Source organism: Cedecea sp. Ae19-4 (genome assembly GCF_059801165.1).
This window is the reverse complement of the sequence record NZ_JBCHWG010000005.1, coordinates 25,314-37,176: the sequence shown is the minus strand read 5'-3', so window position 1 is coordinate 37,176 and position 11,863 is coordinate 25,314. Positions and strand designations below refer to the sequence as shown.

Genomic DNA, 11,863 nt, shown 5'->3' with positions numbered 1-11,863 from the left:
AGGTTCCTTTTTCTCAGAGGAAGACGCAGTTACGCTTACGCCACAGCACATAGCCGTAGTTTTTCCGGGTGTTCGGTGGGTTACGGCCCGTTTCCCAGCGCATAACCGTGCGTCCGAAGGGATGGCACTGCGCCGCATCCGGGTACATGTTCACCATCTGATAGCGCCAGCGCTCTTTCGGGATAATGGGAGACGGGTACTCAAAGCAGACCGCCCGATCCGCCCCCACGCTCTCCAGTATCTGACCCTGCCGGTGCAGTTTGAACGCCATGCGCTCGCTGACCAGCACCGAAGACTGCAGGGGGCTGGACTCGTTGCTCACCCAGCCATTGAAGGGGTACATCGAGCCCTGCGAGCCTGCGCACCAGAACAGCGGATCAAGCGGTTTATGAACCGCACTGGCTATCGCGTCGGCAGCGCACGCCCCCTGAGCGATGGGGTTGGCAAAGATAACGGCCTCAGGATTCAGGATGGATGTCAGGGCGCTGTCCCCCCAGGTCGGGTCTATCTCCGAGAGATACCCGATATCCAGGTCTCCGCCCTGCAGGCAGCCGAGGGAGGTGATGATATTAAGCCAGTATGTCAGCGGGTACTTGTACCAGTGCACATGGTAGAACGCGCCGTTCACCTGCTTGTCGTCCTTTTTTGCAGTCCCCATCCCCATCTTGCCGAGATTAATGCTGAATCCCCCGAGGTTCACCATACAGCCCGGGTTGCGGGTCACATCCGTCATGGCCATCGGTTCCCAGTACCCGATGGCCAGACCGATACGCTGAAAAATCGGCGGTGGCATTGGACAAAACTGTATCGGGCTACCGGGATTGGACGTGTCCGGTAAATCCCCGCCCGTGACTTTTGTGCTGCCGAGCGACAGGGGGAACATGCAGCGCCAGCAGATATCGGTGATCGGATTAACAAACCGGCCCTCACAGGCCACGTCAGCGGCCATCGCGGTCTGGCTCATGCCCCACAAAAACAGGCCGAAAAATGAGATAAAAATTGCCTTCACTTTGCCTCCCCGCTGTCATACTGCGCCATCTCAGGCGGGATAAACTCCACTTGCAGACGCTGTCCGCTGGGTGCCGCCGTCACCCGCGCCGGCACCTGACTTATCCCGAAGCGGGCGGTCATCGCCCCGTTCTGGTCGAAGAAGATCCGGCTGTCGAGTGCCGCTGACGTCTGTGGGATGTCACCGCGTACCAGAATAATGCGGGTTATCAGCGTGGCCGGCTTCTGGCGGCGTACCCATGCCAGCTGGTCAGCATCATCTCCGTCGATAAACAACAGGGTCTGGTTAAAAGGCACCACGTCCAGCGGATTAAAAACCTGCCCCGCCCGGGCAAAGACGTTGCCTTTGTCGTCCGCCAGCGTCTTGTCCACCCGCACGCTCGGATCGAACCAGCGACGCTCATAGCGCTCCGCGCGGGATATTCCCTCAACGGCCGGCGGGCGCTGGCTGTTGCGCACCACGCGCGCTTTGAACTCCGCCATCTTTTTGTCCATCTCGCCCGACTGCGCCAGCGCCTGCAGCCGGTTTTCGATAACGGTCAGCATATCCGGTTCATCAACCGGCCAGAGGTCGCCCCAGGTCCCCAGGTCAGCGGCCGTCACGCTGCCGGTCAGCAGCGTCAGGCCCAGGGCAAGGGCGCGCATCACGCCCCCTCCTTCATCCGGCGGGCCACGTCAGTCTGGATTTCACGCGTGATATCCGGCGCGCCCTGCACCACGGCAGGCGCCACCAGGATGAGGGCGCGGTGGCGCACCTGCCAGTCCTGCAGGCTGGCTTCCAGCGACACGTTAAACCGGTCTGACAGCGCTTTTGTCTGCACCTCGTCGAGCGACCGCCGCCCGGCACTGTCAAAGAAGGCATCCACCGTGGATTTCATGTTGAAGGCCACAACCACAGGGCGGGTCAGCCAGCAGGTGAGCCAGCTGACGCCTGCGCTGGCGACCAGCGTGCCGGCAATCAGCGCGGCGGTGATGAGCGTGTGTTTTTTCATGAGACCGTTCTCCCTTCATGCTCCTGAAGCCAGCGCTCAAGCGAGGCCATTTCCGGCCCGGACTTCTTCCAGGCAAGCTCCCAGACGGCTTCGTGGATGGTTAACCCCTCCCGGCGCCGCTGCTGCAGAAACTCAAAATCTGGCCCGTCCGAGGAGTACATGGCCCGGCTCAGCGGGTCGACGAACAGTCGATGCCAGGACGTCAGGTGCTCTACCGAGAGCATAAAGCTGCTGAACCACTGCTCTTTCGCGCTGCCAAACCGGGCTATCATGTCGCGCTGCAGCTGTGGGTACTGGTCCGGATACAGCTGGTTGTACTTGGCGAACTCCTTGGCCGACTGCTTGAGGATAATTTTGTAGGACGAGTTGCCCCATGCGGCACGGGCGGCGCTGGAGGCCGTTTCCGAGTCGAAGTCGACAATGTTCTGCGTGATGGTGATGTACGACCCCGTATGGCGGCGGGCGGTACGGTAGCCCTTCTCGATAAACGCTCCGACCTTGTTGTTCTTAAAGTCCAGCAGGCGCCAGCCCTCATCAATCACGTTGAGCTTCTTCAGGCTGCGCGGCGTACGGTACATGCGGTTTTCAATGTAGAGAATGAGCGAGAACATCACCGCCACCAGAAGCGAAGGCCGGTCCTCCAGACCGCCCAGCTCCAGCACCACCATCCGCGCCTCATCCTTCAGCGACGGTTCGTCCGAGTTGAAGTAACTGCCGTAGACGCCGTTGCGGGTGTACTGGGTCAGCAGCACCACCATTTCATCGAGGCGACTTCGGATGGTCGGGGAGCCGTTGTACTCCTCACTGTCGCGGGACATCACCAGATACTCCACGACGTCGTCGATACGCGCCTGGTTTTTCTTCGCAAGCCAGGTGGCCTTGACCGCTTTGAGCAGCAGCCCCTCATGGACCTCGTCGAGGTTGCCGTTGGGGCTCGCCATCACCGAGATCTGGTCGCGCAGACGTTCGGCCATTTCGTCGATGTTATCGTCGGTGATATTGGCGAACGGATTGAACTTGAGCGTTTCACCGTCCAGATACACGCCGCCCATGTTCTCGCACAGGGACTTATAGCCATCCCCCATGTCGAACACGACCGCGAAACCGCCGGAGTCGATAACGCTGCGTATCAGCGGCTGAATCAGGCCCGTTTTGCCTGCGCCCGAGGTGCCGCACACCGCCATATTAAAGTTGGTGTTGCCCATGCCGCGGCTGAACAGGTCAATAAAGGCCAGCTGGTTACGGTAGGTCGGCGCCAGCAGGCCGGAGGACGACAGCGGGCAGTCCGCGACAACCGGCAGCAGATTGGCGACGTTGAAACTCTCCGCCCGCTGCACCACGCCGGAGGCTTTCAGCTGTTTAAACAGCCCACCACCTGCGGTGAAGGGCAGGTTGACGAGAAAGTTGCGCATCTGATTAAAGCGCGGGGAAATCAGCTCGAAGCCATTTTTACGAAAGCTGTTGAGCACATCCTGCTCGACCTTCAGCGCCACCTCCTGGTCATCACGGCAGAACACGCTGATGTTCAGGAAATAGCTCACCAGTGAGGACTGCCCGGAGGCGAGACGCTGGCGCAGGTCACCCCACTCTTTCGCCTCCTGACCGACCCCGGGAAAGAACTTGCCATAGCTGGTTTTGGACTTCTTTTCGAGATCCATAAACTTCAGGTTGGCCTCGTTCTGCGACTTCACCTGGTCTTCCACCGACAGAACCAGCGTCAGGATAAACGGGCTTGAGATGGACAGCTCCGGGTTCAGCAGGTTGCTGTAGTTGTCGGGCATGTTCCACAGAAACGCCATTTCTGGGTTTTTGGTCAGCTGAAAATTCATGATGCGGGCGCTGCTGTTTTTGCCGTTATCCCGCAGCCCCAGGGTCATGTAATCCGCTTTCACTTTCAGGTCGAAGGCATCATCCACGCACTGGTAATTCAAATCCTTGAGCGGGTCCAGCTCGCGCACGGTCGGGTACATCGCGTCCGGGTTATGGTTGATCATCTCGCCGCTAATGCGGATAAAAGCATCCGCATCGACGCTGCGCGTGGTTATCTGCGCCCCCTGCAGGGAGGCACGGATGATTTTGACCTGATTTTCCATCTCCATGACGCTTGCCTTACTCCCGCGCTTGCGGGGGATACAGCAGGAGATGTACACCCGGTAGTTTCGCAGCGTCAGCGGCAGATTGAGGTGATCGGGCAGCGGGAAGCCCTGCTCTGCAGCCCTGAGATAGTAGGCGCGGGTAATGGCGTTGAACTTATCGGCCTCTTCGCCCGTCCATGAAAGCTCCCGCAGACCATACTCAATGTCCTGCCCCACCAGGTGGCTGGACACCAGATGAATGGCCACCGGCACTTCACGGGGCAGCTTGGTGCGCATCAGGTTTTCAAGTGAGGCGACTATCGTTTCATTCGCCCCGTTGATGGGCTGCGCTTCCAGCATAAAGCCCATCGTCTTTTCGTTCATAAACAGGCCCGTTTCCGCATCGTAATCACGGTACGGCAGCACGCGGCTGAACTGCGGGAAGTTCATCTGTCCGAGAACATCATTCGCCTCGGAAGACGCATCCGGCATCTTCAGCGCCGTGACCAGTGAGTTGACCGTTCGGGTAACAGCCTCAAGAGGATTATTCACACAGGCACCTTAGTCATATTTAGAATGTAAAAACGTTGCGGCCGGGAGGATGAACAGCGGTTTTCCGGCACTGTCGCCTCAGTCATGCTCCCTCTCCCGTTTACTGTCATTTTTTTTGTCCTCAACTGCCCCGGACAGGGCACGACTGACGGGCATGCCATAGCGACAGAGCGCCGAACGGCTCTGATCGTAGTCGCAGAAATACGGACGACATCCAGTAACCAGCGCCAGCCCTGAGAACACGAACGCCATCAAGACCCAAAACTCCGTCACTACCTTGAGTGAACCGTTAATATGCGCGGCATATCCCTCTGCGCCAGTGACACGGCTTTCCAGGTCGCGACACACCACATCCGGTTTATCGACGGATGAGGCCGTATCCCGGCAGGCAGAAATGCGAAACTCGCCGGGACTGACGTTGTGGGTGACGCTCGCAATTTCCTGCGCCAGCGCTTCGCCCGGGGTCATGTGCTCCATCCGGAACAGCATGACGGCCAGCAGCATCAGCGTGGCGGCAGGCCATACAACCGAATATGTCAGCAACCATCCGAGCCACCTGAGCACGTACAGTGAGACAGAAAAGAATTTAAGCATCATGCCCGTTACCTCCTGCGTGCAGTGTCAGCCTGACGCTGCAGTTACTCAGTATGCTTTCCGCCAGCCTCTCTCCTTCCCCCCTTAGCGCGCTGACATCCGTGTACGCCAGGAAAATAACATCCGTTCTGTCCGGTTCGCTGACGCGGCCATCAGCAAAACTGCTGCCGGCGATGTTGCGTTGCTTAATGTTCTCCATACCGCCGTTACCCCTGCCTGTCATGGTGCTCTCCTGAATCATTGTCATTATTCTGAGTGTTTGCTGGTACGCCGTGCCCGCTGTCTGAATGCGGTTCTGACAGAAACACCTGTACCCTCTGAGCGCAGAAAACTGTCTTACCGCTTCCCGTGCTGCCCAGGACTATAAAATTGCCCTGCTCAGTGATTGCTTTACGCATCGCTCACCTCACAAACTGTTTTTGCCGGATTTCCAGAACCCGCTGGCACTCTGTGCAGGTCCGCACGCCCGGTATAGCCTGCTGCCGCCTGACAGGTATGGCATTACCGCAGCACTCACACCGGGTAAGGCTCACTCCCTGCCGGCAGCACTGCTGCCGGGCGGCCTGAATATGCAGCTGGTTCAGTAATTCGTCCTGCTCCTGCAGGAGATCGAGTTCATCTGCCATTGACGCTCCCTGCTCACTCTGTCCGGACACGCTACCGCCCATCCCTTTTCACGTTTCAGGGCACGCGTGATAACGACAGGTTGTAAAAATGGGTGCCACACACGGTGGCGGCCCAGGACTCAGTTAACGCGCGGAGTGCCCCACGCTGAGGGTTTAACCACAAAAAACACCCGCGTCGGCTGGTGATAAACGTCCTGCGTATCGATATAGGGCGCGATCCACAGCCCGGCCGTCTTTTCACCGACGCGCAGCGGCCTCGGATCAACAATCATTTCCCGCGTCGGTTGCGGGGAAAGAACCGCCGAAGGAGACGTCACGCGTCGCTCGCCTGTCGGATGCGCGGCCTGACGTAACGCCGGTTGTGTGCCCGTCAGCGGGGTGTTCCGTGAGGCCGTCGTTGTTGCGGGAGCAGCCGGTGGGGTCAGGGACTGCGCGGAGGTGGTCCGGAAATGGCCCTCAGCCAGGCGTGGCAGCGACGCCGCACCCGGCTTTACCGCGCTGGTTTCCTCCAGACGTTTGGCTTTCTCATTGGCCTGCTCAATGGTCAAACAGGTGTCAGAGGTGGTCGCGTTACACTCAAAATCACTCGCCGTCCCGGCACATCCCGACAGCGTCAGGAGGCCTGCAAGTGCGAGCGTAATGGGCATTATCTTGTTCATTCGCTGTTCCTTTACGTGGGTTACTGTGCGTCGGGTTTGGGCATAAACTGACTCTGGTTCAGCTTGCCCAGCTGGTTGAGCATCTGGTCGGTGTTAAAGCCGTTCATGCCGCCCTGCGGCACGGACGGCGGCGGAACCGGGCTGCGCTCCTCGCCCTCCGCCTTACGCCTGTCATTCTCATGCGCCAGCTCTTCGATGGTTTTCAGCTGGAAACCGTCCTGAAAGACCACGGTCACTTCGTTGCCCGCACCAATCGGAATGACGGGGTGATACTGCTCTGCGCGTTTGATGTAGTAATCGCTGAGGGTCTGGGCGGCTTTTGACGCTCCGCCGCCCATCCCCATTTTCATCACATCGCCTGCGCCCAGGGTCGCCGTGGCGCCAAGACCAACGGATGGCTGAGATGCGCTCTGCACCCCCTGTCCGATACCGTCGACAAATCCTGCACCCCATGCCCAGCCGAGGATTTTGCCGTTACGCATCACCACCTCCCCCTTGATGCCGTTCTTGCCCATAAAGCTCACGTGTCCGGCGATGGGCTGGTCGATAGTGACGCCGTGCTTCAGGCAGCTGATGTTGCGGGTGCGGACAATGGCGCGTTCGCTGGAGACGTCTCCCCAGGCTTCAAGACCGATAAAACAGCCGGTGAGGTCGTAGTTCTTGCTGTTGGGCATCTCGACATGCCCGGTGATGCGCAGCTGCATCGGCACCGTCGACTCATTGCCGGTTACAGAGGCGTTGGCGTCAGCCCCCTCAATCAGCATCGATTTGGCGAAGCTGCCCGACGGGATGTACGGCAGGGACGGGCCTTTCTTCCCGTCATCGCGTGAAAAGGACTGACGGCGCAGCTGATTAGGTACAGGGATGGCGTGGTACTGCACCTGCGGCGGCGGCGTGACGCCGTTACCCGGATAGAACGCTGTGGGCGGAGGGACGCTTCCCGTCTGCGGCGGGAAGCCGGCGGGCTGAGGCTCCCCTTCCGGCCCGGGAGCCGGAGACGGCGGTCGCGGCGCAGGCTCTCCCGAGGCGGTGACGGGCTTTGCGCCGAGCGCACTGACCTGCGCCGTCAGGGCCGCGTTGTCCTGGCTGAGTTTGTCTATCTGGTTCTGGTACCCGGCCTGCCCTTTGCTGAGCAGTTCAAGCTCGCGGCGCATTTCGGCGTACTGCTTTTGCATTTCTGACGCAGTGGCCTGCATCTCCGTGGTGGCATGCTGCTGCACCTTCTGGTCAAAGGTGCTGTCCACCACCCCCGTCATATCAGGTGCAGGCTCGCCGGAGGTGGCCGCGTCACCGCTCCCCTCATAGCGGGCATCGGCCAGATACCAGCCACCGCCGCCCACGACGCCCACGGTCGCCAGCACAATTCCCAGCCAGATAAACTGTTTGCGCTTCACCACTGAATTAATGCTGGCCATCAGCCGCACCTCCGCTGCTGATAATGAAGACCTGCAGGGCACCACCCGCCATCAGCTGGCGCGAAGGCTCACCAAACAGCACCCCACGAATACCGGGCTGCCAGAAGTCACTTTCCGCGATATTTCGCGCCGTGCCGGTATCGTTGGTGACGCGAAATCGCACCACCTTCAGGTGATTACCCACCCAGACCCGCTCCGGGCGGGCCGTCAGCCCTGCAGGGGCAGACAGGGACTCGCTCGTCACTGGCATGGCCTGCCAGCCTGATGGCAGCTGCCCGCCCAGAAGATGCTGACTCAGGGACACCAGTGTGGCTTCGTAGGGAGAGGACTCTTCCCACGTGCGCGCCGCTTCGCCCGTGCCCGACAGCTCGCTGACCAGCCGGATGGTACGCCCCACGCCTGCACGGGGAACGGCCTGTACCGAGAAGTTCAGGCCGCGTTCCGTTTCAAGAATGAAGGTGAAGGGCTTTTTGTTGAGGGTGCTGACAATCACCCCGCCGCTTGCCGTCTGCTCCTGACGGGTCAGTTCGCCGTCAAGGCTTGTCAGCGCCGTCACACGGTCACCTGCGACCGTAAAGAGGTTCGGGTCGGTGTTGCTGACCGCGATGCTGGCCTGTCCGCCATTTGCCAGCGGGACAAGGGTCGCAGAAAGCGCAGCAGGAGCCGCGACAGTCTGGCCAGAGGCGAGCATCAGCAGCGCCGTCAGCGCCCGGCGACTATTTATTTTCATCGGTGATTTCTCCGAAGTGATTCAGCCAGCTGATGCCGTCCTGGCGCTCGAATGTCATGACGTACTGCTTCAGCTCGGGATAGGGTTTCGAGTCGCCAATCCAGGTCTTCAGCTGGCCGCGCACGTCGACCCGACTGCTGGCCGGATAAACCTTCACGCTGGTCATATAGAAAGACGAGTTAACGTTGTTGTCTTTGATACGTCTGGCATCTTCGGCCAGCCTGATTTTCAGCGCGTTCTGCGCAGCCGGTTTGACATAGGCCAGCAGCTGTTCGTGCGAGGCATCGACGGTCTCAGGCGTGACATTCAGGCGAAGAGCGATAAGGGACAGGGCCATCTGCTGCAGGTAGGAGGCATCCGCCTGATTCTGCGACACGGCAAACGGCGCATTAAAGAGCATCGGCGTGACAATGGCTTTCTGTTCATTCTGGAGCCGGTAGTTATTAACCGCCTGAATAACGTTGGTGGTGATACTGCCAAGAATAAGTACGCTCATGGCAATAAAGCCGATGGCGATAACCCGTTGGGTACTTAAGCGTGCTCCATGTTCCATCTGCGTATTCCCGTCTATTTAATCCACTGGCGGTAGCAGGAGTCGGGGACATCGTGGAAAATACCCCTCAGCAGTGAGGTCGGCATATACCAGTAGACCAGATCCCGCAGCCATGAACTGCCCCGCCCTTTTTTCAGTTTTTTAATTCCCAGATAGGCCAGTACGGCGGCGACAATTCCCGGGATATAATGCTGAGTCCAGAACCCCCACCCCAGGCAGACAATCGCCGGAATAAGCTCATCGACAGGTAAACCAAACCAGCGACTCTGGTTCGTCAGGGTTTCGGGGAAGCGGTATTTCTTGAGGGATTCATCTGCCATAATGTGTTTCTCTGGAATAACTGGCAGAAAGGAAATATCTGCCAGCCGGGTTTCAGGCAAAGCTCTCCCGTGAACGCTCATATAGAGCATTCTTAAACAGACTGAATGTAATATTCGGGAGAGGGTTAGTTCTGCATGGGGAAATATCAGTATCCCGCGACAGACATCCCTACCGTGACGAATACAGACAGGATGGCAAAGCCTGCCAGGAACTTAAGGTTCTTGGTGGTCATATACATCACTGCCCCGACCAGGACTTCGGCCAGAATAACCCACTTAACCACGCTGGAATCTTTACCAAAGGTTCCCTTGACTGTCGCATCGCCGCTGGACATCAGATCTTTCCCCGCCCCTGCAGCCAGCACGGTTTCAGGGAAAAATGCCGCAAGCGTTGCCGCAGGCAGGGCGAATTTGAGTGCTTTCAGCAAGGAGACCTTGTTGAATTTCTTTCTAGATTTATCAGTAGGTACTGTTTCGATAATTGATACATCAGTCATTTTCATTAATCCTTGAACTAGACCAGATAAATTTGTTAAAAGTAAAATTCCTAATTATTAGCTTTGTGACTTTAAATCAATATTATTTGGGATCACCTCCGCCATTTCAGAGTTGTAAAAATCAGGGAATTTTTCCAGGTGGTCACGTAGCCGAATCAGCGCTTCAGCTGATTTAGAACGACCACTTCTGTCCTTCGCCTTCAAAATAAGAAGATCGGTTTGTGGGTCAAGGTAGATCGACATAGTTACCGTTGGGCCACGAAGCCTGTGACGTCTAATCATGTTTTCCCTCTCAACATATTCCTGCGTCAGGATAGTGACACATTGAATACAATTTATTCAATACGCGAAAAATTCCACTACATTTCTTACATAAATTTAACATTCAAAATTTTAAGGACAACCATTCTCACCTTTCTGTATACGTCCATTCTCATGCAGTAGAATCTGAAGTCATCAAAATCAGTAAAATATTTCGCAAGCTCATTCTTCACACTAGAAAGTCTGCTTGAAATTGCTTTTTCAGAGACACCTAAATATTGCGCCATCGTATGAAGCTGAAAACCAAGAATTGAAAAACACAACGTAATCATTTTCTTATTTGTCAACCCCGAAAGGAAAATATCAAAATCAAACTCATCATTTTTTATCCTATTCGAGGTATTGAATAAAGCTTGATAATCCGGGAAGAAATTAATAAACCAGAAAGCATATAATTCTTTATTTACCATACGAATTTCGACACGTAGCTGATAAAACTCACCATTCAAATTAAAAGTTCTACAAATAGCTGTATCTGGCCCCATAACAAAGGCCTCCAACTCAATTATCGACAAATCAAGCTCAACTTCATCAGGATCAAAACTGACACCTGAAAAACACTTTGATAATGGGTGAAAGAAATCTAAATATGCATCATTTTTATATATTGGGTTTCTGGATTGATTCCGAATGCAAAAAGGCAAAGGCGAGCACTTATAAAGCGCATCAAAACGCTTCACAGTATCATCTAATGATTGACTTGGTTCGGAGAGATCTCTAGGATCGCGCGGGTGCATTGAAGCCTCCTCTGAAGGTTTCTGTGTATAGTCGGTACACCCGGGGGTCTAGCCCGGTGTACCGGCGACCCGCCAAATTGAATGGCGGGCATCAAATTTTACTTATGTCTGCATAAAATATATCAATTGCTGACGACAAAGTCACTCAAAAACAGCAGTTCTAAATATTATTTATAAAACATTTTCAGCTAATTATCTTGAGACTCTTCCTCCTGTGGGAAGAATTTTTCAACAATCTGTTGCACATCTTCACGTATACACGTAACCATATCCCTGAAATCAAATTTTTCATTTCCTGCGAGATGTGGACTCAGCGACTCCATCGCCAGCAGCTTGCTGACGATAAATTGAGTTTTAATTACATTTTCAAGGATAGTTTTATTATAGAGCGACTGATTAAAGGATGACTCTTTTCTTTCCATTTGCGCTTCATAGACCCGAAGACCAAGTTCGACCAGCATTGATGCAATGCTCGAAAAACTTACATCTTTATCTCTCGCTCCTTCAGCGCGACGTTTTTCAGCGATTACTCTTATTTTCTCTGAAACTTCATCGCTTACATAGACCTGAACTCTGGCCATAATTTTCTCCTTATTTATATTTCCAAAACTTCTGTACAACAGAATATTTTGAAAAGCTAAAAATACACGACTCGGCACAGACTCGCTGCCAGAAAAAAGACGACTTGCATGCCGACACACACTGTAAAAATTCACGACTCGAATATAGACCCGCCGTAGTCATAACTCAATGGATTTATTAAAAATAGTCACAAATGACTCTG

16 protein-coding genes are annotated in these 11,863 nt (G+C 55.6%); all 16 read right to left on the bottom strand.

What is annotated here, in order from left to right; all coding sequences use genetic code 11:
* Positions 1 to 13: 13 nt before the first annotated feature.
* The 16 genes from traU to traM all read right to left on the bottom strand — a co-directional run bounded on the left by traU (position 14) and on the right by traM (position 11,660).
* On the bottom strand, positions 14 to 1,009 hold the full coding sequence (traU, locus tag AAIE02_RS22920) for a conjugal transfer pilus assembly protein TraU (RefSeq protein WP_498533330.1): 996 nt from the start codon (positions 1,007 to 1,009) through the stop codon (positions 14 to 16).
* A complete protein-coding gene (gene traW, locus AAIE02_RS22915; protein ID WP_498533329.1) occupies positions 1,006 to 1,653 on the bottom strand; it encodes a type-F conjugative transfer system protein TraW in 648 nt (215 codons plus the stop codon). The genes traU and traW overlap by 4 nt, the downstream gene beginning before the upstream one ends.
* Complete coding sequence (trbI, locus tag AAIE02_RS22910) at positions 1,653 to 2,000, bottom strand: type-F conjugative transfer system protein TrbI (RefSeq protein WP_498533328.1); 348 nt, start codon at positions 1,998 to 2,000, stop codon at positions 1,653 to 1,655. The genes traW and trbI overlap by 1 nt, the downstream gene beginning before the upstream one ends.
* Positions 1,997 to 4,627, bottom strand: coding sequence for a type IV secretion system protein TraC (traC, locus tag AAIE02_RS22905; protein WP_498533327.1), 2,631 nt, complete (start codon positions 4,625 to 4,627; stop codon positions 1,997 to 1,999). Before traC ends, trbI begins: the two co-directional genes overlap by 4 nt.
* A gap of 78 nt (positions 4,628 to 4,705) precedes the next feature.
* Entirely contained in the window at positions 4,706 to 5,221 is a 516-nt protein-coding gene (locus AAIE02_RS22900) for a conjugal transfer protein TraP (RefSeq protein ID WP_498533347.1), read from the bottom strand.
* A complete protein-coding gene (locus AAIE02_RS22895) occupies positions 5,214 to 5,444 on the bottom strand; it encodes a hypothetical protein (RefSeq protein ID WP_498533326.1) in 231 nt (76 codons plus the stop codon). Before AAIE02_RS22895 ends, AAIE02_RS22900 begins: the two co-directional genes overlap by 8 nt.
* A 178-nt stretch (positions 5,445 to 5,622) precedes the next feature.
* Positions 5,623 to 5,847 (bottom strand): TraR/DksA C4-type zinc finger protein, encoded by a 225-nt coding sequence (locus AAIE02_RS22890; RefSeq protein ID WP_498533325.1) that lies wholly within the window; start codon positions 5,845 to 5,847, stop codon positions 5,623 to 5,625.
* Between the two features lie 119 nt (positions 5,848 to 5,966).
* Complete coding sequence (gene traV / locus AAIE02_RS22885; RefSeq protein ID WP_498533346.1) at positions 5,967 to 6,494, bottom strand: type IV conjugative transfer system lipoprotein TraV; 528 nt, start codon at positions 6,492 to 6,494, stop codon at positions 5,967 to 5,969.
* Between the two features lie 32 nt (positions 6,495 to 6,526).
* Positions 6,527 to 7,921: an F-type conjugal transfer pilus assembly protein TraB gene (gene traB / locus AAIE02_RS22880; RefSeq protein WP_498533324.1), complete on the bottom strand. Its 1,395-nt coding sequence runs from the start codon at positions 7,919 to 7,921 to the stop codon at positions 6,527 to 6,529.
* A complete protein-coding gene (traK, locus tag AAIE02_RS22875; RefSeq protein WP_498533323.1) occupies positions 7,908 to 8,651 on the bottom strand; it encodes a type-F conjugative transfer system secretin TraK in 744 nt (247 codons plus the stop codon). Before traK ends, traB begins: the two co-directional genes overlap by 14 nt.
* Positions 8,638 to 9,204 (bottom strand): type IV conjugative transfer system protein TraE, encoded by a 567-nt coding sequence (gene traE / locus AAIE02_RS22870; protein WP_498533322.1) that lies wholly within the window; start codon positions 9,202 to 9,204, stop codon positions 8,638 to 8,640. The genes traK and traE overlap by 14 nt, the downstream gene beginning before the upstream one ends.
* A gap of 14 nt (positions 9,205 to 9,218) precedes the next feature.
* A complete protein-coding gene (traL, locus tag AAIE02_RS22865; protein ID WP_498533321.1) occupies positions 9,219 to 9,524 on the bottom strand; it encodes a type IV conjugative transfer system protein TraL in 306 nt (101 codons plus the stop codon).
* Between the two features lie 146 nt (positions 9,525 to 9,670).
* Positions 9,671 to 10,021 carry a type IV conjugative transfer system pilin TraA gene (traA, locus tag AAIE02_RS22860; RefSeq protein ID WP_498533320.1) on the bottom strand — a complete coding sequence of 117 codons (351 nt, stop codon included), beginning with the start codon at positions 10,019 to 10,021 and terminating at the stop codon, positions 9,671 to 9,673.
* Between the two features lie 57 nt (positions 10,022 to 10,078).
* Positions 10,079 to 10,303, bottom strand: a complete 225-nt coding sequence (locus tag AAIE02_RS22855) for a TraY domain-containing protein (protein ID WP_498533319.1) — start codon at positions 10,301 to 10,303, stop codon at positions 10,079 to 10,081.
* Positions 10,304 to 10,389: 86 nt separating this feature from the next.
* Positions 10,390 to 11,079, bottom strand: a complete 690-nt coding sequence (locus AAIE02_RS22850) for a PAS fold family protein (protein WP_498533318.1) — start codon at positions 11,077 to 11,079, stop codon at positions 10,390 to 10,392.
* A gap of 188 nt (positions 11,080 to 11,267) precedes the next feature.
* A complete protein-coding gene (gene traM, locus AAIE02_RS22845) occupies positions 11,268 to 11,660 on the bottom strand; it encodes a conjugal transfer relaxosome DNA-binding protein TraM (RefSeq protein ID WP_498533317.1) in 393 nt (130 codons plus the stop codon).
* Positions 11,661 to 11,863 lie beyond the last annotated feature (203 nt).